Below are 20,529 nucleotides of genomic sequence, written 5' to 3' on the forward strand. Positions count from 1 at the left end.
ATGGCCGCCTATTCTACGCGTTCCATACGGATTGATTACGGGTTAACCCTTAAATTTTGCTCATCACGGCAACTTTACGTCACACACCGTTACGCATCTAAGGGTTATGTTCTTACTACAGAACAACGACGCAGCCTGCTCCGTGCTGCTGCGCAAGGCCCCCCTCGCCGGGCGGCGCCCGTGCCATGTCCTCGCTTTGCGCTCGCGGAAGGCCCACTTTTGGAGAAATCCATGACCGATCCTTCCACCTATCCTTCCCACCGCCGGGGCCGCGTTCCGCTCCTGATCTTCGGCATCGTGCTCATCCTGATCGGCCTCGTGCTCGGCGCCGGCGGCGTGCGCCTCGTCTCGCTGGACGGCTCGTGGTACTACCTGATCGCCGGCGTGGGGCTGGTCCTGTCCGGCCTGGGCTACACCCGCGGTTCGCGCGCCGGGGCCTGGCTGTTCGCGCTGGTCTTCCTGGGCACGCTGGCCTGGTCCTTCTGGGAAGTCGGACTGGACTTCTGGCAGCTGGTGCCGCGCCTAGTCGGCGTGATCGTGCTGGCGCTGGTGGCCGCGCTGCTGCATCCGCTGCTGCGTCCGGTGGGCGCGCCGGGCGGCAACCGGGGCGCCTATTCGCTGGCCGTGCTGTGCGTGCTGGCGCTGGCCGGCTTCGGCTTCCTGATGTTCCAGCCCCATTTCCCGGTAAGCGCCACCGGTGACGCTCCCACCGCCGTGCCGGCGGCCGCCTCGGGCGGCGACTGGGACCACTACGGGCGGGACGCGGCGGGCACCCGCTACGCGCCCTTCACCCAGATCGACAAGAGCAACGTCGGCAACCTGCAGGTCGCGTGGACCTTCCGCACCGGCGAGCCGGCCATCAACGGCGCCGAGGACCAGAACACGCCGCTGCAGGTGGGCGACACCGTGTACCTGTGCACGCCGCACAACCAGGTCTTCGCGTTGAACGCGGAAACCGGCGAGCAGCGCTGGAAATTCGATCCCAAGGCCAGCTCGCCGGTCTGGCAGCGCTGCCGCGGCGTGAGCTACTACGACGCCGGCGCCTCGATGACGGATGCCGCCGCCGACGCCGCCTGCCGCCAACGCATCGTGCTCAGCACCATCGACGCCCGCCTGATCCAGCTCGACGCCCGGACCGGCAAGCCGTGCACGGCCTTCGGCAACCAGGGCACGGTGGACCTCAAGGCCGGCATGGGCGAGGTCAAGCCCGGCTACTACTTCCAGACCTCCGCGCCCACGGTCGCGCGCGACCTCATCATCATCGGCGGCTGGGTGTACGACAACCGCGCGGTGGACGAACCCTCGGGCGCGGTGCGCGCCTTCAGCGCGAAAAACGGCGAACTCGTCTGGGCCTGGGACCTGGGCAATCCCGCCATCACCAAGCTGCCGCCCGAAGGCGGCTCGTATACGCGCGGCACGCCCAACGTCTGGTCCACGCCGGCCTATGACGACAAGCTCGGCCTGCTGTACCTGCCCACCGGCAATTCGCCGCCCGACTTCTGGGGCGCCCACCGCAGCAAGGCCGCCGAGGAATATGCCTCGTCCATCGTCGCGCTGGACATCGAGACCGGCCGCGAACGCTGGAAATTCCAGACCACCCACCACGACCTCTGGGACTACGACGTGGGCACGCCGCCCACCCTGCACGACCTGCCCGACGGCAAGGGCGGCACGGTCCCCGCGCTGATCCAGGCCACCAAGCGCGGCCAGATCTTCCTGCTGGACCGGCGCGACGGCACGCCGCTGGCCGAGGTCAAGGAAGTCCCCGTGCCGCAGGGCGCGCAGGAAGGCGACTGGACCTCGCCCACGCAACCCTATTCGGTCGGCATGCCCGGCATCGGCACCACGCCCTTCACCGAAGCCAGCATGTGGGGCGCCACCTTCTTCGACCAGTTGTGGTGCCGCATCGAGTTCCGCAAGATGCGCTACGAAGGCGACTTCACCCCGCTGCGCAGCGACCGCCGCACGCTGATCTACCCCGGCTACTACGGCGGCATGAACTGGGGCGGCGTCTCGGTCGTGCCCGCGCTCGACTACCTGGTGATCAACGACATCCGGATGCCGCAGTGGGCCCGCCTGATCCCGCGCGACGAGACGCCGGATCCGACCAAGGCCGCCTCGGTCCATGAAGGCTACGCGCCGCAGGAAGGTACGCCGTACGGTATCTCGAAGAACGGCTTCATGTCGCCGCTGGGCGTGCCCTGCCACGCGCCGCCCTACGGCACCATGACCGCCGTCGACCTGAAGACCCGCAAGATCGTCTGGCAGGCGCCGCTGAGCACCCTGCAGGACACCGGGCCGCTCGGCATGAAGACCGGCCTGCAGATCCCCATCGGCATGCCGACGCTGGGCGGGCCGCTGACGACCGCATCGGGCCTGGTGTTCTATGCCGGCACGCAGGACTACTACCTGCGCGCCATCGACGTCCTGACCGGTAAGGAGCTGTGGAAGGGCCGGCTGCCGGTGGGCGCGCAGGCCACGCCCATGACCTACATGTCGCCCGAAAGCGGCCGGCAGTTCGTCGTGATCTCGGCCGGCGGCGCGCGGCAGTCGCCCGACCGCGGGGATTACGTGATCGCGTACGCGCTGCCGAAAGGGCCATAAGCCCGCCGCGACGGCTGGCCCGCGGCACCGGAAGCCCGTACCATCACGGCTTTACGGTGCCCGCCCGCATGACCTCGCCGCAACTCAACCGCATCCGACTGCAACACATCCGCTGCCTGCTCGCCACCGCGCAGCACGGCAACATGCGGGCCGCGGCCGAGTTCCTGTCCATCACCCAGCCCGCCGTCAGCAAGATCATCAAGGAGCTGGAAGAGATCGTCGGCAAGCCGCTGGTGGTCCGCCAGCGCCACGGCGTCGCCCTTACGCCGGCGGGCATGGCCTTCGTGCAGCATGCCCGCCAGGGCGTGATGGCATTGGAAATGGCGTTGGGCGAAGCGCGCGATCCGGAAGGCGATGCCGTCAAGCTGGGCGTGCTGCCCTCGCTGGCGGTGGACCTGCCGCACGAGATCCTGCGCAGTTGGCGCGCGCGCGGACGCCACGGCCCGGTGCGTTTGGAGACCGGCATGAATCCGGAGCTGCTGGCGCGGCTGCGGCAAGGCGAGCTGGACGTGGTCGTGGGCCGGCTGGCCGAGCCCGACCACATGCTGGAACTGCGCTTCGAGCCGCTATGGAGCGAACCCCTGGTCGTGGCCATGCGGCCGCAGCACCCGCTGGCGCGCACCGAGTGGCAGGCCTGGCAGGCGCCGGCCCACCCGGTCATTCTGCCCTTGCCCGGCACCAGCATCTACCAGGCGGCCGACAGTTTCCTGGGCCAGTTGCGGTCCGGCGCCAGCCATGACCGCCTGGAAACCCTGGCCATCCCCCTGGCGCGCAATCTGGCCCTGAACAGCGATGCCTTGTGGTTCGCCTCGCTCAGCACCGTCAAGGCCGACCTCGAACAGGGCGTGCTGGTGGCGCGCCGCGTGCCCGGGGCCGCGACCGAGGCGGTCGGACTCTTCACCCAGGCGCAGCCGGGCACCAGCCGGCCGCTGGCCGGGGACATGGCCGATACGGTGCGCGGCGTGGCGGTGCGCTGGCGGGCCGCGTGCGAAGACCTGGGCTGGGATCCCGCCTAAAGGCCGGCCGGGCCCCAAGATATTCCTCACCGTTATATCATAGCGGCATATTCTTCACTTGCCCCTGGACCGGTGCGTGACTACAGTGGCCCCTGCGAACATTCCCACAAACGGTACAGAGACATGAGCAATCCCCTTCTGCCTCCCTCGACGACCGGCGTCTTCGTGCAGCGCGACAGCGACGCGCATCCGCCCGCCTTCACTCCCGGCTACAAGACCAGCGTGCTGCGCTCGCCGCGCAAGGCCCTGATCTCCAACGTCGGCACGCTGTCCGAGATCACCTCGCCCGTCTTCCAGCCCCAGGAGCTGGGCCCCAAGGACAACGACCTGATCACCAACTTCGCCAAGGATGGCCTGCCCATCGGCGAACGCGTCATCGTCCACGGCTTCCTGCGCGACCAGTTCGGCCGCCCCGTCAAGAACGCCCTGATCGAAGTGTGGCAGGCCAATGCCAGCGGCCGCTACCGCCACAAGAACGACACCTACATCGGCAGCCTGGACCCCAACTTCGGCGGCTGTGGACGCATGCTGACGGACGAGAACGGCTACTACATGTTCCGTACCATCAAGCCCGGTCCGTACCCCTGGCGCAACCGCATCAACGACTGGCGCCCCTCGCACATCCACTTCTCCATCCTGGCCGACGGCTGGGCCCAGCGCCTGATCACGCAGCAGTACTTCGAGGGCGACACGCTCATCCCGCACTGCCCCATCCTCAAGACCATCAACAACGAAGAGCAGGTCCGCGGCCTGATCGCCATGCAGGACATCGGCAACTTCATCGCGCTGGACAGCCGCTGCTACCGCTTCGACATCACGGTGCGCGGCCGCACCGCCACCTGGTTTGAAAATTGATCGAGGGCAGGACCATGAGCACCCAAATCACCTTCCTTCCTGAAACCGCCTCGCAAACGGGCGGCCCGTACGTGCATATCGGCCTCGCCCCCAAGCAGGCCGGCTTCGACATCTTCGAGAACAACTTCGACGACAAGCTGGTCAAGCCCGAGACCAAGGGCGAACGCATCCGCCTCGAAGGCCAGGTGTACGACGGCAGCGGCACCGTGCTGCGCGACGTGCTGGTCGAAATCTGGCAGGCCAACGCCGCCGGCAAGTATGCCCACCCGGCCGACACGCAGGACAAGCCCATCGACCCCGCCTTCCGTGGCTGGGGCCGCACCGGCGCCGACTTCGACACCGGCTTCTACAGCTTCGAGACCATCAAGCCCGGCGCCGTCCCCGGCGCCAAGCCCGGCACGATGCAGGCCCCGCACATCTGCCTGATCCTGTTCGCCCGCGGCATCAACCTCGGCCTGCATACCCGCGTCTACTTCGAGGACGAGAAGGCAGCCAACGCCAAGGATCCCATCATCAACGGCATCGAATGGGAAGTCCGCCGCGACACGCTGATCGCCAAGCGCGAGGAACGCGACGGCAAGGTGGTGTATCGCTTCGACATCCGTATCCAGGACACGCCGGACGGCGGCAAGGAAACGGTGTTCTTCGACGTCTGACCACAGCCGTCGCGAACGGCCCGCCGACAGGCGGGCCCCGGACGCCCCCGCTTCAAGACGCCCAGGCGTCAAGAACGGGGGCGTCGTCGCGACAACGCTTCATGCATGCACGCATCGAGCCCACACTGAAGGAGCCCACATGGATCTGCAGCTGCGCGATCGCACCGCAATAGTCACCGGCGCCAGCCAGGGCATAGGCAAGGCCACCGCCATCGGTCTTGCCGCACAGGGAGTGCGGGTTGCCCTGGTGGCACGCCGCCGGCCGCTGCTGGAAGACATCGCCGCCGGAATCCTGGCCGCCGGCGGCCCTGCGCCGCACATCATCGAGGCCGATCTCTATCAGGAAACCGCGGTGGAACGCATCGTGCAATCGGCGCGGACGGCCTTCGGGCACGTCGACATCGTGGTCAATGCAGGAGGGGGCAGCCGGCCGCTGGACTTCGACGCCGGTCCGGACCTGTGGCTGGAAGGGATGACGCTCAACTTCTTCCGCCTGCGCGAACTGACCCAGGCGCTGATCCCGGGCATGCGCGAGCGGCGGTGGGGCCGCGTGGTCAACATCACCGGCACGTCCGAACCCAAGATACTGAACGCCGCGTTCAGCGCCAAGGCCGCCGTGCACATCTGGGCCAAGGGCCTGTCGCGCCTGGTCGCAGCGGACAACGTCACGGTCAACTGCTTGCAGCCGGGGCGCATCCACAGCGAACAGATGACGCTGCGCTACCCCACCATCGAAAGCGAGCTGGAGTTCGCCCGGCACGAGATACCCGCCGGTCGCTTCGGCGAAGCCGAGGAGCTGGCCAACGTCGCGATATTCCTCTGCTCGCCGCGTGCCGCCTATGTCACCGGCACAGTCATTCCGGTCGACGGCGGCATGTCGCGCCACGCGTTCTGACAACTGCACGGACTGAAGTAGCTATCCGGCCAGCCACTCGTGCACGATGTCCGCGATCTCCAGGCTGTTGCGGTCCATCATCAACATGTGCGAATTGCCCGCAATGCCGCTTTCGGGCAGCGACAGCAGCCGCACCGAGTCATGAGCGGCCACAAAGCCGCGGATGCGGGCGCGCATGCGCGGCCAGCGCGGATCGGTATCCATGTTGTCGCCCATTACGACCAGCGTGGGAACGCGGTAGGGGCGATGGGGTTCCAGCGCGGGAATGCTGGCCGGTTCTAGCGCCACCACGGCCCGCACCAGGTCCGGGCGGGCGTGGGCCGCGCGCAGGCCGAACACGCCCGCTTGCGAATGGCAGACCACGATGGCCGGACCGGTCTTCTCCAGCAGGGCCAGGTAGCCGGCCAGCACGGCCGCGTCGGTGCTGGTCCAGCGGGGCACCATCTGACGCACCAGGTTGTCGAAAGCCTCGACCGGAAAGCGGGTGTTTGCATAGGGCTGCGACGACCGTTGCCCGGCCTTGCCGGGCTGGCCGATGCGGAAGCGCTCGTAGATGTCCTCGGCGGTCTGGATGACGGGCGCCTCGGGCCAGACCTCGGGCACGCGGGCGAAACCCGAGCGTCCCCGCTCGACCGCATCGCACAGATAGCAGTCCCAGCCGCGCCGCACGAAATAGTGCAGCCAGCCCGGCCGGCCGTCCGGCGTGGTCTCCCAGGCCGCGCCCGTCATGCCGCCGCCGTGCCAGAACTGGATGGGCGCGCGATCGGGCGCGGGGTCGGCCAGGAAATACTGCGCGTACATCTGCTCGACCCGGTAGTGGCCGTTCGGGTCCACCCGCACGGGCTGCCCGCCTTCGGCCATCAGCAGCTCGCGCGGCGGCAGGCCCCGCAATTCGACCTCGCGCCCGCCGACGTGGAAGGCGCCCATGTCGCGCAGCCGCAAGGGGCCGGCGCGCCCGGGCCGGGCATCGCCGGCGGCTGGTTTCCTGCTCATTCGACGCGGATCTTGTTGGCCTGGATGATGGCTTTCCACTTCTCGTTCTCGCCCGCGATGAACCGGGCCAGGGCCTGCCGCGAGCCCGGCGCGACGTCCACGCCCAGTTGTTGCATCCGCGTCTGCACCTCCGGCGCCTTCAGGGCCGCCACGAAGGCCTGGTTCAAGCGCTCCAGCACGGCCTCGGGCGTGCGTGCCGGCGCCATGATGCCGAACCATGGAATGATCAGGAAATCGGGCACCCCCGCCTCGGCGAAGGTCGGCACGTCGGGAATCGACGGCGAACGCTTCTGGCTGGCCACCGCCAGCGCGCGCAGCTTGCCCGAGCGGATGCTGGGCAGCGACGCGGGCAGGTTGTCGAAGTACATGTCGACCTGGCCGCCCAGCAGATCCGCCGCGACCTGGCCCGCCCCTTTGTACGGGATGTGCGTGAGCTGGATGCCGGCCTTGGTGTTGAGCAGTTCCGTCGCCAGGTGGGCCGAGGTGCCGATGCCGGACGAAGCGGAGTTGAGCTTGCCGGGATTGGCCTTGGCGTAGGCGATCAGTTCGGCCACCGATTTGGCGGGCACGCCGGGATTGACGACCAGCACGCTGGGCACGGTGCCTATCATGGCCACCGGCGCGAAGTCCTTGACCACGTCATAGGGAGCCGGCTTGTACAGCGACGGTGCGACGGCGCAGCCGAACGCGCACATCAGCAGCGTATAGCCGTTGGGCTCGGCCCGCGCCACGGCCTGGCCGCCGATGTTGCCGCTGGCGCCGACACGGTTCTCGACGATCAGGGGCTGGCCCAGTGTCTTGGACAGGGTCTCGCCCAGCACCCGCGCCAGGATGTCGGGCGTGCCGCCCGGCGGATAGGGCACGACCACGGTGATGGGCTTGGCGGGGAAGTCGGCGGCGATGGCGCCGCCGCATGCGGCCATGGCGGCAAGGCCGACGGCCAGCGCCGCGGTCCAGCGGCGGGCACGCTCGTGCGGGATGGAATGCATCGATGTCTCCTGTATGGGCCTGTGGACGGCCGGATGCCGGGCACTATATCCAGCCCGCCGTCTGCCGGGCCAATGCCGGGATCGCAAGACATCCATACCATTGTTGCTATAGTCTTTCTCCATCATGACCACCAGACATACCCTGACCGACCGCGCGAAGCTGCCCAACCTGCGCCGGATGGACATGAACGCGCTGCTGACCTTCGACGCGCTCATGAAGACGCGCAGCGCCACCGCGGCGGCCGCGCTGCTGCACAAGACCCAGCCGGCCATCAGCCGCGAGCTGGCCCGGCTGCGGCGCACCCTGGACGATCCTCTGCTGGTGGTGACCAAGGGCCGCTTCACGCCCACCGAGCGCGCGCTGGAGCTTCATGCCGTGGTGCGCGACGCGCTGGACCGGATCGAACACGCGCTCAGCCCGCCCGAGGCCTTCGATCCCGCCGGCGCCACCGGCACCATCAACATCGGCACCGGCGCCCATATCGAACTGCTGCTGGGCGCGCCGCTGCTGCAGCGCCTGCGCGCGGCGGCGCCGCGCCTGGTCGTGCGCTTCCAGTCCGTGCACGGGGACTTCATCCCGGACGACCTGGATGCCGAACGCATGGACATCGCCATCGGCCTGTTCAGCGAGGTCCCCCGGCGCTTCCACGCCATGCGGCTGTTCGCCGACCGCCGGGTCTGCCTGCTGTCGGCCGCGCACCCCATGGCCCGGCGCAAGCGCCTGTCGCTGGACGACCTGGAACGCATCAAGTGGTTCGCGTTCGCGCAGATGTACGGACGCCCCACCAACTTCGACCGGCTGCTCAAGCCACGCCATCGCGATCTGGCGTTCTCGGCCTACCTGTCGGGCTTCGGCATCACGCCCTACGTGCTGCTGGAGACCGACTACGCCACCACCCTTCCCGCCTGCGTGGCCGAGGTGCACCAGCGGCACTTCCCGCTGGCCGCGATCGAGCTGCCCGAGCCGCTGCGCGACATCGAGTTCTTCATGGTGTGGTCCAAGCGGCAGCACACGTCGCCCCTGCACACCTGGGTGCGGAGCGAGATCCTGCGCGTGCTGGAGGAAAAAACAGCGGCGGCTATTCCAGGAAATTCCCCGCCGCGAAGACGATAGGCGGCGCGTCCTGGTCGAAGCTCACGCCGACGGGATCGCCCCCGGCCGCCACGACGTCCAGCTGCTGCTTGAACATGCGCCGCAACAAGACCAGGCCGCGGTCCGAGGTCGCCAGGTTTTCCTCCGAATGCCAGGCGATCACGCCCTGGCTGACCTGAGCCTCGTAGTCGCCCGGCATGCGCTGGTGCTCCGCCTCGGTCAGTTCCTCCCAGAGCTTGCCGTTCATGCGCGAGCGCGAACGCGCGATGTCGCCTTCGCGGCGCACCCGGCCCGCCGTGTAGATCCGGAAGCTGGTGTCGTCGATGGGCAGCACCCAGCCCAGCGACTCCACGGTGCCGTAGTAGGCCAGCCGGGGGCTGGGTATCACCCGCAGGGTGGGCAGCGCGGCCTCGCCCACGCGGCGCAGCGTCTTGCCGTCATCCAGCCGCCGCACCGCCGTGGCGCTGACGCCCGCGTCCGTGTAGTCGAACGTGACTTCGGGCATCACGCCCATCTGCGGCACGAACTGCGTGCCGCTGAAGCTCGAGTGCAGGATCGCGACGTGGAAGGGATCGACCACGTTCTCGAAGTGCTGGAGCCAGTTGCACGGGATGATTGGCGGCCCGCCCCCGCCTATGCTCTGGTCGTTGGCCTCGATGAACTCGCCTTCGGCCAGGTCTTCCAGCGCGGCGTAGCGCGGCAGGACCGGCTTCCTGCCCGGCGGGCCCATGTAGGCGAAGATCAGGCCGTAGCGCTCCTCCACGGGGTACCAGGGCTGGCGGATGCGGTCGCGCGACAGGCCGCCTTGCGGCTCGCAGGGCTGGTCGGCGCAATGGCCTTGCACGTCGAACAGCCAGCCGTGGTAGCAGCAGCGTATGCCGCCGTCCTCGACACGGCCGTAGTACAGCGAGGTGCCGCGGTGGGCGCAGTGCTGATACAGCAGGCCGGGCCGTCCCTGGCCGTCGCGGAACAGGATCAGGTCCTCGCCCAGCGCGCGCACCTGGCGCGGCACTTCGCTCGCGTCGGCCGACACGCCGATGGGATGCCAGTAGCGGCGCAGCAGTTCACCCATGGGCGTGCCGCGTCCGACCTGCGTCAGCGTGGCGTTGTAGGTGGCGGGCTTGCGCTCGTACGCGGTGCCGGCATCCGGCGATGTCGTGGTCGTCATGTTTCCTCGTCCTCGTGTCCTGGGTTCAGTTCTTCAGCGTCACCCCGGCGGCGTCCACCAGTCGCTTGAAGCGGGCGTAGTCCGCGCGGGCATTGGCCGTGAATTCGTCGGGCCGGTTGGCCACCGGCTGGAATCCGATATCGACGATGCGGGTGCGCACCTCGTCCGTGCGGGTGGCCGCCTGCAGGCTGGCCACGAGCTTGTCGCGCACCGCGGACGGAATGCCGGCGGGCGCGTAGGCGCCTATCCATCCTTCGAGTTCGAAGCCCTTGAAGCCCTGTTCCAGGAACGTGGGCACGGCCGCGAGTATGGGCGCGCGCTGGCGCCCCGGTACGCCCAGGACCTTCATCTTTCCCGCCTGCGACATGTTGCGGGCGGTGCCCGGATTGGCCCATGCCAGGTCCAGCCGCCCCGCCTCCATGTCCTGGTGGGCGATGGATTCGGTCTTGTAGGGCACGTGTATCAGGCCGGGTATGGCTTCGCGCCTGAGCAGTTCGCCGAACAGATGGGCGATCGTGCCCGCGCCCCAGGTGCCGTAGGTCAGGCTGGGATGCTTCCTGGCGTAGTCCGCCAGCTCGGCCAGGTTCGAGTACGGCGCCGAGGCGGCGGCCACCAGCACCGGGCCGGAGCCGATGGCGAGCTGGGACAGCGGCTGGAAATCCCGGGCCGCGTCGTAGGGCAGCTTGTCGTGGAGAATGGGATTGTTGATGTGCGTGGTCTGCAGGGTGACGAGCAGCGTGTAGCCATCCGGCGGCGCCTTGGCGACCGCGTCCGCGGCCAAGATGCCGCTGGCCCCCGGCTTGGGGTCGACCACCACGGGCTGCCCCCAGGCCAGCCGCAGTTGTTCGGCATAGGCCCGGGCCAGCAGGTCGATCGGGCTGCCGCCCGGTCCGTAGGGAATGATGCGCACCGGGCGCGAGGGAAAGCCGCCGGCGCCCGCTGGCTGGGCATGGACGGCGCCGGCCGCGAACCAGGCCAGCGATGCGGCGGCGAACCCCCGCGCGGCAATGCGGACGTGGGCGTGCCACGCACGGCGGATACAGGACATGGTCGTCTCCTCGGGGCCTGGAGCGCGATGGATACGCGGCGGCCCTTTATATGCTTTAGCAACGATATTAAAATTAACGGCATATCATTGCATTGTCAACGACATGCAAAATCGCTCCGCCGCGTGCGGCCACCCCCTATCATTGGCGTTTCGCCTTTCTGTCCCCTCCATGCCCGCCGCCAAGAAGAAGCTCGCATCCTTCAAGACCCTGCCGGCATTCCAGCTCGAGATGCTGGCCGCGCTCGTGGCCAGCCGCAACGAATTGCGGCACCAGCGCCGCTTCGGGCTGCGCAGCGTCGAGTGCCATGTCCTGGGCATCGTCGGGGCGCAGGCGCCCATTTCGCTGCGCCGTCTGTGCGCCGAACTCGGGCTGGACAAGAGCCACGGCAGCCGCCTGGTCGCCCGGCTGCAAGAGCGGGGATTGCTCGAACGCTGCGACGACCCCGCCGACAAGCGTTCGTTCTATCTGCTCCTGACGCCGCAGGGCGCGGACATGCACGCGCGCATCCACGCCGACGCGGTCGAGCGCAACGCCGAATGGCTGGACGGGCTGCCCGCCGCCCGGCGCGGCGTGTTCCTCGAATGCGTCGCGCAACTGACCACCCATTCCCAGGCCATGCTGGCGCGGGAAGAAGCCGCCTCGGGGCAGCCGGCGGCCCCGCGCCAGGAGACCGGGGATGGCATCGAGACCCGCGGGCTCCTGCTGGTCGAACGGGCGAAGCTGCAGCAGTTGCACGAGCAGCTGGCGGCGCTGCTGGCCCGCGGATAGGCGGGCCAGCAGCGCCGCGCGCATTTCGCCGGTAAATGCCGGGTATTTACGCTATTCGTTAGATTCCGCCCGGACCCCGGTGATACCGTCTCCTGGCCAGTGTCCCGCCACGCGGGCCCTGGAAGAACGGCCGCGAGCCGCCCAGAACGATGGAGACGATGATGCCCCTGAAAGCCCTTCCGGCCGCCGCGCTGCTGGCCGCCGCCTGTACCCTGCCCGCCTTCGCCCAGACGCCCGTCAGAATCGGGTTCCTGGGCGAATTCTCCGGCCCCCAGGCCGGCCTCGGCCAGGACATGTACGACGGCTTCATGCTGGGCATCCGGCAGGCCGGCGGCAAGCTGGGCGGCGTCCCCGTGGAAGTGCTGCGGGAAGACACGCAGCTCAAGCCCGACGTGGCGGTCCAGGTCGCGCGCAAGCTGATCGAGAAGGAGAAGGTGCCCATCATCGCCGGCATCACGTTCTCGAACATCATGATGTCGGTACAGCCGCTGGCCACGCGGCGCGAAGTCTTCGTCATCGGCACCAACGCCGGGCCTTCGCCGATCGCCGGCGACAAGTGCTCGCCCTACCAGTTCATCGTGTCGCGCCAGGGCGACCAGCAGGCCGAGGTGCTGGGCAAGTACGCGACCCAGCGGGGCTACAAGCGCGTCGTGATGATGGCGCCCAACTACCAGGCGGGCAAGGACGTGCTGGCCGGCTTCCGGCGCTACTTCAAGAACGAGGTCGTGGAAGAGATCCATACGCCGCTCGACCAGTTCGACTTCTCGGCCGAGCTGTCGCGCGTCGCCGCCCACAAGCCCGACGCGGTCTTCGCGTTCTACCCCGGCAGCCCCGGCGTGAACTTCGTCCGCCAGTACCGCCAGCTGAGGCTGGCCGAGCGCACCCCGCTGATGTCCGTCGCGGTGGTCGACGGCGTGTCGCTGCCCGCGCTGCGCGAGGCGGCGCTGGGCGTGCTGCTGGGCAGCACCTGGGGCCCCGACCTGCCGGCCGAGGCGAACCGCCGCTTCGTATCCGCCTTCGAGGCAGCCTATGGCCGCACCCCGTCGGAATACGCCGCCACCAGCTACGACGCGGCCCGGCTGCTGGACGCGGCGATCGGCGCGGTCAAGGGCAACGTCGCGGACAAGCCCGCCTTCATGGCGGCGCTGAAGGCCGCCCGCTTCGACTCGGTGCGCGGCAACTTCAAGTTCGGCAACAACCACTTCCCCATCCAGGACCTGCACGTGTTCCAGGTCGTGCGCGACGGCGAGAACCAGGTCGCCCTCAAGACGGTGGAAACCCCGATGAAGGGCGTCCAGGACGCCTACCACGATGGATGTACCATGCGTTGACGGCGGGCATGCCCTGAAGGCATCCGCCGGGCCATGAACCTGAACACCCTGGACCTGAACCTGCTGCTGGTCTTCGACGCGGTGCTGCGCACCGGCAGCACCACCCTGGCCGGCGAAGAGCTGGGCCTGACGCAGTCGGCGGTCAGCAACGGACTGCGCCGGCTGCGGGCCGCCTTCGACGACCCCTTGTTCATCAAGACGCCGCAGGGCATGAGCCCGACGCCGATGGCCGAACGCCTGGCGCCGTCCCTGCGGGAGGGCCTGGACAGGATCCGGCAGGCCATCGACGACCGCGAGGACTTCCTGCCGGCCGCGTCGCAGCGCCAGTACGTCCTGTACGCCAGCGACACCGGCCAGCGCGTCTTCCTGCCCCGCCTGCTGGGGCGGCTGCGGCGCGAGTCCCCGGGCGTACAGCTCGTCACCCTGCAGGCCTCGCCCCGTGACGCGCCGCGGCTGATGGCGGCGGGCGAGATCGATCTCGCGCTGGGATTCTTCCTGCATTTCCAGGCGGGCTTCTACCGCCAGAAGCTGTTCAGCGATCACTACGTCTGCATGGCGGCGGCCGACCACCCCGCCATACGGGGCCCGATGACGCTGGCGCAATACATGCATGCGCCGCACGTGGTGTACCGCCCGGCCGTGGGCAGCCACGCGTTCTTCGAGGACGTCATCGACAAGCTGTTCTCCGAACACAACCTGCGCCGCCAGGTGGTGCTGCAGGTCACCCATGGCCTGGGCCTGCCGGAGATCATCGCCGGCACCGACATGCTGGTGGCCGTTCCCGCCAGCCTGGCGCAGGCCTGCGCGGGTAGCCCCGGCGTGCGCTTCCTGCCGCTGCCGTTCGACGCGCCGCTGGTGGACATCACGCAGCAGTGGCACGAACGCTTCCACCGCGACCTGGGCCACGCCTGGCTGCGCCGCACCATCGCCGACCTGTTCCAGGACGGCGGCGCCGCGCCTGCGTGAGCGCCGGCATTTGCAGCGGGAATGCCGGGTATTTCCACTATTCGTTGGCCGCGGCGGCGGCGCGCCGGTAGCGTGATGGCTTTCCCCCGTTCACGGAAACACCGCCATGTCCGCGCCGTCCACTTCGCCCCTGATCCATAACGCCTGGTATGCCGCCGCCACCTCGGCCGAGGTCGGCCGCACCCTGCTGGGACGCCATCTGCTGGGCACGCCCGTCGTGCTGTACCGGACCGAGGCCGGCGAGCCTGTCGCCCTGCTCGATGCCTGCGCGCACCGGCAGTTTCCGCTGTCGCGCAGCGCCCTGGTCGGCGACGACATCCGCTGCGGCTACCATGGCTTCACGTTCGCCAGCAGCGGCGAGTGCGTCCACATCCCCTCGTCCCCGCGCATCCCGCGCGACGCGCGCGTCCAGCGCTTTCCCCTGGCCGAACGCCACGACATGCTGTGGATATGGCCGGGCGATCCCGCGCTTGCCGACCCCGCGCTCATACCCGACTGTCCATGGCTGGACGGCTCGGCCAAGGTCTCGTACTACGCCCACCTGCGCGCGCACTACCAATTGCTGATCGAGAACCTGCTGGATTTCTCGCACGTGCCCTACGTCCATCACGATCAGCAGGGACACCCGGAACTGGCCCGCGTCATCCCCCGCGCGCGCGAGCACGGCGACACGGTGGTCAGCACGCGCATCATGCGCGAATCCAGCACGCCGCCGCTGTGGTCGGACGTGATGGGACTGCCGCTGGGCGCGCCCATGGACCATGACCAGCGCTTCGAATTCCGGGCGCCTTCCGCCGTCTGCATCCGCCAGGCCGTCTGGGCCTCGCGGGCCCCGGAGCAACGCTATCCCTTCTCGACCACCCATTTCATGACGCCCGACGGCTGCGGCGCCACACATTACTGGTCGTGGGTGTCCCTGGAATGGGAAGGCGTGGATCCGGCCACGCTCGAACGCATGGACCGCGGCGCGCGGGAAGTGGCGGACCAGGACGTGATCGCGCTGGAAGCGCAGCAGGCCTTGCACGACCACCTGCGGGACGGCGCGGTGGCCCACGGGGCCGTCAGCGTGCCCTTCGATGCCGGATCGCTGCTGACGCGCCAGGTGCTGGCGCGCATGGCGGAGCGGGAACGCGAGGCGGCGCGCGAACCGCGCACGGCCGCCTCCTGACCCGACGCGGCGCCTACCGGGACGGCGCCGCGCCCATGACTTCGCCCGAGATCTGCACCCGCCGGACCTCGGACAGGTACATGATGATCAGCGACACCCAGACCACGCCGTAGAGCAGCATGAAGCAGCTCGAACGCACCTCCAGGAGATCGGCTAGGAAGCCGAACATGAGCGGCAGCAGAAAGCCGCCCAGGCCGCCGGCCAGCCCGACGACGCCCGACACCAGCCCCATGTTCTCGGGGAAATCGTCCGCCACGTACTTGAAGGTGGATGCCATGCCGAATGCGAACACCATGCCCAGCACGAACAGCAGCGCGGTGAACAGCCACATCGGCAGGTAGATGTGCAGGTTCGCGGTGCCGTCCATGGTCTTGATCACCAGCGTGGTATCCGGATAGGACAGCAGGAACAGGCAGACCCAGGCCACCCACAGGCACCACCAGGTCGTGTTGTGGGCGCCGAAACGGTCGGCCAGCACGCCGCCCACCGCGCGCAGCACCGAGCCGGGCAGCGAGAACCCGGCCGCCAGCCCCGCCGCCATGGCCAGCGACAGCCCGTACTCGGCCTTGAAGTACTGCGGGATCCACAGCGACAACGCCGTGAAGCCGCCGAAGGTGATCGAGTAGTACTGGCAGTACTTCCAGACCTTGGGGTTCCTGAGCACGGCCATCGACTCGCGCAAGCCCGCGCCCTTCTTGCCCGCGCCCGGATCGGGCGCGGCGGCCAGCCAGAAGATCGCGGCGGTCGCCAGCAGGGCGACGGCATAGATCCGCGGCACCGTACGCCAGCCGTAGAGCTCCAGCAGCACCGGCGTCAGGAACAGGTTCACCGCGGCCCCGACCGTGCCGGCGCCGAAGAAGCCCATCGCGAAGCCACGCCGCTCGGGCGGGAAGAAGCGCGCGACATAGGGCGTGCCCACCGCGAACGAAGCGCCCACCAGGCCCAGGAACAGCCCGATGGCCAGGAACTGCCAGAGCTGCTGCGCATAGCTGACGAGATAGACCGGAACCGCGCAGACCAGCAGCAGCACGGTCATGACGATGCGCCCGCCGAACCGGTCGGTCCATATTCCCAGCGGCAGGCGGAACACCGCGCCGGTCAGCACGGGCGTGGAGGTGAGCAGGCCGAAACGGAAGGCATCCAGGCTCAGTTCCTCGCGTATCTGTATGCCCAGCACGCCGAACATCATCCACACCACGAAACACACCATGAAGGCCAGGGTGCTGGCATACAGCACCGAGTACGCCTTGAATGGAGTCGTCATGAGCATTCTCCCGATCGACGGCCCGCCCCGTCCGGCGCCTGCGTTCGCACCACGCGCTATTGCAGCAGCGGCGAATCCGCCCCCTGCATGTCCAACCCCTTGATGTCGGCCTGGCCCACGAGCCATTGCAGGTACTGGTGGGTGGCGCGGCGCAGGCTGGCGGCCTGCAGCCACTCGGCGATGCGCGCGTGGGCGTCCTCGAAAGCCAGCGTGCGGCCCGGGTCCCGGGCGCCGGTACGGACGATGTGGAAACCGTACCGGGTCTCGACCAGCCGCTCGCGCAGCGTATGCGCCGGCATGGCGAATACCTCGGCCTCGAACTCCGGCACCGTTTCGCCGCGCCGTATCGTGCCCAGCCCGCCGCCGGCCACGGCCGAGGGACAGTTGGAATATTGCCGCGCCATGTCGGCGAAGGCCGCCGGGCCTGCCTGCGCCAGGGCCTGCAGGATCTCGCCGGCCCGATGGCGCAGCACGGGCGCGCGGATGCGCGGCGTCAGCTGGAACAGGATGTGTTCGACCTCGACCCACGCATCGACCACGAAGCGCTCGCCGTGCATGTCGTAGTAACGGCGGCAGGCGGCCTCGTCGGCGCTGGGCGTGCGCACGTCCGCCGCCAGCACGGCCCGTACCGCCTCGTCGCCTTGCGTGCCGACGCCCAGCGCGCGGGCCCGCTGGACCAACAGTTCCCGCAGCACCAGTTCCTGCGCGGCGCTTTCCATGGGATCGACGGCCTCCTGGTGACGCCGGGCCTCCGACGCCAGCCGCGCCTCGTCGATGATGACGCCGTTGACCGATATCATGCCGTCCCCCCTCATCCGCGCGGCCGCACCAGCTGCCAGGCGCGCCCCAGGTAGGCGACCGAGCCGAATCCGCTCCACACGTGCACCAGCCGCGTGAACGGAAAGATCGCGAACAGCGTCATGCCCAGCACCATATGCACGTGGTAGATGACGGGCGTGCCCGCCATGGCCTCGGCGGCGCCGCCGCGGAAGGTCACGATGCGCTGCGCCCACTCGCCCAGCGCGATCATGACCGCGCCGTCCTTGTGCTGCATCGAGGTCAGGATGGACAGGAGCCCCAGCGCCAGGACGATCAGTATCCAGACCAGGGTCAGCCAGTCGGAGAAACGCGAGGTCGCCGCGATGCGCGGCTCGGACCAGCGCCGCCAGATCAACAGCAGCAGCCCCGCCAGGCAGACCAGCCCCAGGATGGCCCCGACGACGATCGCCATCGTCTGCTTGAGCCCGGTGGAAATGCCCATCGCATGATAGACGGCGGGCGGCGTCAAAAGGCCGACCAGATGCGTGAAGAACAGCGAGATGATGCCGATGTGGAAAAGATTGCTGCCCCAGCGCAGCGTGCCGCGCTTGAGCAACTGGCTGGAGTCGCTCTTCCACGTGTACTGCCCGCGCTCGAACCGGGCCAGGCTGCCCAGCAGGAAGATCGCCAGCGCGATGTACGGATAGATCGCGAAGAAGAAGTGGTACAGGTAGTCACCCATGGTTTCCTCCCTTGCCCGTCCCGGCCGCCGCGCGCCGCGGGTCGGTTGCGTGGAAGCGCACCGGCTGCGGCTGGCCGTGCGCGCGCAGGGCCGGCTCGGTCATGCCGGCCCCGGGGCCGAACGTGACCATGCCTTCCTCCATGTCCCCCTCGGGCGGCTCGGGCAGGGCCTGGGGCTGGACGTCGGTCAGGCGCCGCAGCACGTCGAAGGCCCGGGCGTACGGGCTGCCCGCCGCGTCGAGCTTGTCGCCGATGCGGGCCAGCACGTGGATCGCATCGCCCAGCAGGACCGCCGCCTGCGGCGCCGGCAACTGGCCCAGGAACTCCAGGAACATCGGCACATAGTCCGGCAGTTCCCCGGGCCGGGGCTCCAGGCCATGCCGCAGGTATTCCTCGTGCAGGTTCACCATGGCCTGTCCACGGTCGCGCGATTCGCCGTGGACATGCTCGAACAGGTGCAGCGAATGGGCCGGGCGCCGGTCGAAGGTCGCCACGTACTCCTCCTGCAGCGCGATCAGGTCGGGCTTGCCCTCCATCATCGCGAACAGCGGCGCCAGCGTGGCGGCGTCGGCCGGCGCCAGGGCCGACCGCAGCTCGGGCAGCGCCGCCACCATCTCGGCGTCGGGATAGGCCAGCAGGGTGGAAAGCACGGTATAGGTCATCGGCTGCGCTGCACTTCCATGAACGTCACCGGCTGCTCCGCGCGGTCGCGGGGCGGCGCGCCGAACAGCGAGGTCTGCGAGACGCCGTTCGAACAGCCGTCGCCGAAGGTGAAGCCGCAGGAGCCCTTCAGGTCGAAGGCGTTCTCGGCGTACTCGCGATGGGCGGTGGGGATGACGAAGCGATCCTCGTAGTTGGCGATGGCGAGATAGCGGTACATGTCCTCGACCTGGGCCAGGGTCAGGCCGACCTGGTCCAGGATGTCGCGCCGCTCCTGCCGGTCCACCGTACGGGCCCGCATGAAGGCGCGCATCGCCAGCAGGCGCTCCAGCGCCAGGGCCACCGGCGCCTCGTCGCCGGCCGTCAGCATGTTGGCCAGATAGCGCAGCGGGATGCGCAGCGACTTCACGTCGGGCAGCTCGCCGAAGGAGCCGATCTGTCCGCTGTGGGCGGCGGACTGGATGGGCGATAGCGGCGGCACGTACCAGACCATGGGCAGCGTGCGGTACTCCGGGTGCAGCGGAAACGCGATCTTCCACTCCACCGCCATCTTGTAGGTCGGGGACACGCGCGCCGCGTCCAGCCACGACTGCGGGACCCCGTCGGCCAGCGCCTGGGCGGCGACGGCCGGGTCGTGCGGATCCAGGAATACGTCCAGTTGCGCCTGGTACAGGTCCTTCTCGTGCTCGACCGCCGCCGCCTGTTCGATGCGGTCGGCGTCGTACAGCAGCACCCCCAGGTAGCGGATCCGCCCCACGCAGGTTTCCGAACAGACGGTAGGCTGGCCAGCCTCGATGCGCGGATAGCAGAAGATGCACTTCTCCGCCTTGCCGCTGTGCCAGTTGTAGTAGATCTTCTTGTAGGGGCAGCCCGACACGCACATGCGCCAGCCGCGGCACTTGTCCTGGTCGACCAGCACCACGCCGTCCTCCTCGCGCTTGTAGATCGAACCCGACGGGCAGCTCGCCACGCAGCTGGGATTCAGGCAGTGCTCGCACAGGCGCGGCAGGTACATCATGAAGGTGTTCTCGAACTGCCCGTAGATCTCTTTCTGGACGTCCTCGAAGTTGTAGTCCTGGGATCGCTTGGAGAACTCCCCGCCCAGGATCTCTTCCCAGTTGGGCCCCCACTCGATCTTCTCCATGCGCTGCCCGGTGATGAGCGAGCGCGGCCGGGCGGTAGGGGCGGCCTGCTGTTCCGGCGCCGACTGCAAATGGTCGTAGTCGAAGGTGAAGGGTTCGTAGTAGTCGTCGATCTCGGGCAGGTTGGGATTGGCGAAGATGTTCGCCAGCAGCTTGAGCTTGCCGCCCTGGCGCGGCTCTATCCTGCCGTCCGGGCGGCGCCGCCAGCCGCTGTTCCAGCGCTTCTGGTTCTCCCAATCCTTGGGAAAGCCGACGCCGGGCTTGGTCTCGACATTATTGAACCAGGCGTATTCCACCCCCTGGCGCGAGGTCCAGACGTTCTTGCAGGTAACCGAACAGGTATGGCAGCCGATGCACTTGTCCAGGTTCAGCACCATCGCGATCTGCGCGCGGATCTTCATCGTCGTCTCCC

At 68.7% G+C, this 20,529-nt stretch carries 19 protein-coding genes; 10 read left to right on the forward strand and 9 right to left on the reverse strand.

Features of this window, described 5'->3' with window-relative positions; genetic code table 11:
* Nucleotides 1-231 precede the first annotated feature (231 nt).
* The 5 genes from WKR98_RS26900 (at nucleotide 232) to WKR98_RS26920 (ending at nucleotide 6,026) form a co-directional block, all read left to right on the forward strand.
* Nucleotides 232-2,604 carry a membrane-bound PQQ-dependent dehydrogenase, glucose/quinate/shikimate family gene (locus WKR98_RS26900; RefSeq protein ID WP_341435161.1) on the forward strand — a complete coding sequence of 791 codons (2,373 nt, stop codon included), beginning with the start codon at nucleotides 232-234 and terminating at the stop codon, nucleotides 2,602-2,604.
* 68 nt (nucleotides 2,605-2,672) lie between these two features.
* Entirely contained in the window at nucleotides 2,673-3,620 is a 948-nt protein-coding gene (locus WKR98_RS26905) for a LysR substrate-binding domain-containing protein (RefSeq protein WP_124690995.1), read from the forward strand.
* Between the two features lie 123 nt (nucleotides 3,621-3,743).
* Nucleotides 3,744-4,475, forward strand: a complete 732-nt coding sequence (gene pcaH / locus WKR98_RS26910; protein WP_124690996.1) for a protocatechuate 3,4-dioxygenase subunit beta — start codon at nucleotides 3,744-3,746, stop codon at nucleotides 4,473-4,475.
* 14 nt (nucleotides 4,476-4,489) lie between these two features.
* Entirely contained in the window at nucleotides 4,490-5,131 is a 642-nt protein-coding gene (gene pcaG, locus WKR98_RS26915; protein ID WP_124690997.1) for a protocatechuate 3,4-dioxygenase subunit alpha, read from the forward strand.
* A gap of 139 nt (nucleotides 5,132-5,270) precedes the next feature.
* Nucleotides 5,271-6,026 (forward strand): SDR family oxidoreductase, encoded by a 756-nt coding sequence (locus tag WKR98_RS26920; RefSeq protein ID WP_124690998.1) that lies wholly within the window; start codon nucleotides 5,271-5,273, stop codon nucleotides 6,024-6,026.
* Nucleotides 6,027-6,047: 21 nt separating this feature from the next.
* On the opposite strand, the gene WKR98_RS26925 is transcribed toward WKR98_RS26920, so the two are convergent.
* Nucleotides 6,048-7,019, reverse strand: a complete 972-nt coding sequence (locus WKR98_RS26925; RefSeq protein ID WP_341435162.1) for a hypothetical protein — start codon at nucleotides 7,017-7,019, stop codon at nucleotides 6,048-6,050.
* Nucleotides 7,016-8,008: a Bug family tripartite tricarboxylate transporter substrate binding protein gene (locus WKR98_RS26930; RefSeq protein ID WP_341435163.1), complete on the reverse strand. Its 993-nt coding sequence runs from the start codon at nucleotides 8,006-8,008 to the stop codon at nucleotides 7,016-7,018. Before WKR98_RS26930 ends, WKR98_RS26925 begins: the two co-directional genes overlap by 4 nt.
* A gap of 124 nt (nucleotides 8,009-8,132) precedes the next feature.
* On the opposite strand from WKR98_RS26930, the gene WKR98_RS26935 reads away from it, so the two are divergent.
* Nucleotides 8,133-9,122 (forward strand): LysR family transcriptional regulator, encoded by a 990-nt coding sequence (locus WKR98_RS26935; protein ID WP_341435164.1) that lies wholly within the window; start codon nucleotides 8,133-8,135, stop codon nucleotides 9,120-9,122.
* On the opposite strand, the gene WKR98_RS26940 is transcribed toward WKR98_RS26935, so the two are convergent.
* Both WKR98_RS26940 and WKR98_RS26945 read right to left on the reverse strand, forming a co-directional pair.
* Nucleotides 9,088-10,269 carry an aromatic ring-hydroxylating dioxygenase subunit alpha gene (locus WKR98_RS26940; protein WP_341435165.1) on the reverse strand — a complete coding sequence of 394 codons (1,182 nt, stop codon included), beginning with the start codon at nucleotides 10,267-10,269 and terminating at the stop codon, nucleotides 9,088-9,090. The two genes, WKR98_RS26935 and WKR98_RS26940, sit on opposite strands and share 35 nt — an antisense overlap.
* Nucleotides 10,270-10,294: 25 nt before the next feature.
* Nucleotides 10,295-11,317 carry a Bug family tripartite tricarboxylate transporter substrate binding protein gene (locus tag WKR98_RS26945; protein WP_124691002.1) on the reverse strand — a complete coding sequence of 341 codons (1,023 nt, stop codon included), beginning with the start codon at nucleotides 11,315-11,317 and terminating at the stop codon, nucleotides 10,295-10,297.
* A 169-nt stretch (nucleotides 11,318-11,486) separates the two neighbouring features.
* Here WKR98_RS26945 and WKR98_RS26950 point away from each other — a divergent pair, with 169 nt between their 5' ends.
* From WKR98_RS26950 to WKR98_RS26965, 4 genes are all read left to right on the forward strand, one after another.
* On the forward strand, nucleotides 11,487-12,086 hold the full coding sequence (locus WKR98_RS26950; protein WP_341435166.1) for a MarR family winged helix-turn-helix transcriptional regulator: 600 nt from the start codon (nucleotides 11,487-11,489) through the stop codon (nucleotides 12,084-12,086).
* A 161-nt stretch (nucleotides 12,087-12,247) separates the two neighbouring features.
* Nucleotides 12,248-13,417, forward strand: coding sequence for an ABC transporter substrate-binding protein (locus tag WKR98_RS26955; protein ID WP_341435167.1), 1,170 nt, complete (start codon nucleotides 12,248-12,250; stop codon nucleotides 13,415-13,417).
* 33 nt (nucleotides 13,418-13,450) lie between these two features.
* Nucleotides 13,451-14,383, forward strand: coding sequence for a LysR family transcriptional regulator (locus WKR98_RS26960; protein ID WP_341435168.1), 933 nt, complete (start codon nucleotides 13,451-13,453; stop codon nucleotides 14,381-14,383).
* 106 nt (nucleotides 14,384-14,489) lie between these two features.
* Nucleotides 14,490-15,551, forward strand: coding sequence for an aromatic ring-hydroxylating dioxygenase subunit alpha (locus WKR98_RS26965; RefSeq protein WP_341435169.1), 1,062 nt, complete (start codon nucleotides 14,490-14,492; stop codon nucleotides 15,549-15,551).
* Between the two features lie 13 nt (nucleotides 15,552-15,564).
* Here WKR98_RS26965 and WKR98_RS26970 read toward each other — a convergent pair whose 3' ends face one another.
* Genes WKR98_RS26970 through narH form a run of 5 tightly spaced genes read right to left on the reverse strand, consistent with a single transcriptional unit; the run spans nucleotide 15,565 to nucleotide 20,518 of the window.
* Nucleotides 15,565-16,821, reverse strand: a complete 1,257-nt coding sequence (locus WKR98_RS26970; protein ID WP_370282552.1) for an MFS transporter — start codon at nucleotides 16,819-16,821, stop codon at nucleotides 15,565-15,567.
* Between the two features lie 50 nt (nucleotides 16,822-16,871).
* Nucleotides 16,872-17,615: a peptidylprolyl isomerase gene (locus tag WKR98_RS26975; protein ID WP_124691008.1), complete on the reverse strand. Its 744-nt coding sequence runs from the start codon at nucleotides 17,613-17,615 to the stop codon at nucleotides 16,872-16,874.
* 11 nt (nucleotides 17,616-17,626) lie between these two features.
* The gene (gene narI, locus WKR98_RS26980) at nucleotides 17,627-18,316 is read right to left on the reverse strand and encodes a respiratory nitrate reductase subunit gamma (protein ID WP_124691009.1); all 690 of its coding nucleotides are present in this window, start codon (nucleotides 18,314-18,316) and stop codon (nucleotides 17,627-17,629) included.
* Entirely contained in the window at nucleotides 18,309-18,977 is a 669-nt protein-coding gene (gene narJ / locus WKR98_RS26985; RefSeq protein ID WP_341435170.1) for a nitrate reductase molybdenum cofactor assembly chaperone, read from the reverse strand. Before narJ ends, narI begins: the two co-directional genes overlap by 8 nt.
* Nucleotides 18,974-20,518 (reverse strand): nitrate reductase subunit beta, encoded by a 1,545-nt coding sequence (gene narH, locus WKR98_RS26990; RefSeq protein WP_124691011.1) that lies wholly within the window; start codon nucleotides 20,516-20,518, stop codon nucleotides 18,974-18,976. The genes narJ and narH overlap by 4 nt, the downstream gene beginning before the upstream one ends.
* Nucleotides 20,519-20,529: the final 11 nt, after the last annotated feature.

Source organism: Pigmentiphaga sp. YJ18 (assembly GCF_038066655.1).
Taxonomy (GTDB): domain Bacteria; phylum Pseudomonadota; class Gammaproteobacteria; order Burkholderiales; family Burkholderiaceae_B; genus Pigmentiphaga.

What these genes read in the sequence shown, in the direction of transcription:
- pcaG (WP_124690997.1), top strand. Translation starts at nt 4,490, where the DNA reads ATGAGCACCCAAATCACCTTCCTTCCTGAAACCGCCTCGCAAACGGGC.
- pcaH (WP_124690996.1), top strand. Translation starts at nt 3,744, where the DNA reads ATGAGCAATCCCCTTCTGCCTCCCTCGACGACCGGCGTCTTCGTGCAG.
- narI (WP_124691009.1), bottom strand. Translation starts at nt 18,316, where the DNA reads ATGGGTGACTACCTGTACCACTTCTTCTTCGCGATCTATCCGTACATC.
- WKR98_RS26950 (WP_341435166.1), top strand. Translation starts at nt 11,487, where the DNA reads ATGCCCGCCGCCAAGAAGAAGCTCGCATCCTTCAAGACCCTGCCGGCA.
- WKR98_RS26955 (WP_341435167.1), top strand. Translation starts at nt 12,248, where the DNA reads ATGCCCCTGAAAGCCCTTCCGGCCGCCGCGCTGCTGGCCGCCGCCTGT.
- WKR98_RS26920 (WP_124690998.1), top strand. Translation starts at nt 5,271, where the DNA reads ATGGATCTGCAGCTGCGCGATCGCACCGCAATAGTCACCGGCGCCAGC.
- WKR98_RS26925 (WP_341435162.1), bottom strand. Translation starts at nt 7,019, where the DNA reads ATGAGCAGGAAACCAGCCGCCGGCGATGCCCGGCCCGGGCGCGCCGGC.
- narH (WP_124691011.1), bottom strand. Translation starts at nt 20,518, where the DNA reads ATGAAGATCCGCGCGCAGATCGCGATGGTGCTGAACCTGGACAAGTGC.
- WKR98_RS26945 (WP_124691002.1), bottom strand. Translation starts at nt 11,317, where the DNA reads ATGTCCTGTATCCGCCGTGCGTGGCACGCCCACGTCCGCATTGCCGCG.
- WKR98_RS26960 (WP_341435168.1), top strand. Translation starts at nt 13,451, where the DNA reads ATGAACCTGAACACCCTGGACCTGAACCTGCTGCTGGTCTTCGACGCG.
- WKR98_RS26965 (WP_341435169.1), top strand. Translation starts at nt 14,490, where the DNA reads ATGTCCGCGCCGTCCACTTCGCCCCTGATCCATAACGCCTGGTATGCC.
- WKR98_RS26975 (WP_124691008.1), bottom strand. Translation starts at nt 17,615, where the DNA reads ATGATATCGGTCAACGGCGTCATCATCGACGAGGCGCGGCTGGCGTCG.
- WKR98_RS26970 (WP_370282552.1), bottom strand. Translation starts at nt 16,821, where the DNA reads ATGCTCATGACGACTCCATTCAAGGCGTACTCGGTGCTGTATGCCAGC.
- WKR98_RS26900 (WP_341435161.1), top strand. Translation starts at nt 232, where the DNA reads ATGACCGATCCTTCCACCTATCCTTCCCACCGCCGGGGCCGCGTTCCG.
- WKR98_RS26935 (WP_341435164.1), top strand. Translation starts at nt 8,133, where the DNA reads ATGACCACCAGACATACCCTGACCGACCGCGCGAAGCTGCCCAACCTG.
- WKR98_RS26940 (WP_341435165.1), bottom strand. Translation starts at nt 10,269, where the DNA reads ATGACGACCACGACATCGCCGGATGCCGGCACCGCGTACGAGCGCAAG.
- narJ (WP_341435170.1), bottom strand. Translation starts at nt 18,977, where the DNA reads ATGACCTATACCGTGCTTTCCACCCTGCTGGCCTATCCCGACGCCGAG.
- WKR98_RS26905 (WP_124690995.1), top strand. Translation starts at nt 2,673, where the DNA reads ATGACCTCGCCGCAACTCAACCGCATCCGACTGCAACACATCCGCTGC.
- WKR98_RS26930 (WP_341435163.1), bottom strand. Translation starts at nt 8,008, where the DNA reads ATGCATTCCATCCCGCACGAGCGTGCCCGCCGCTGGACCGCGGCGCTG.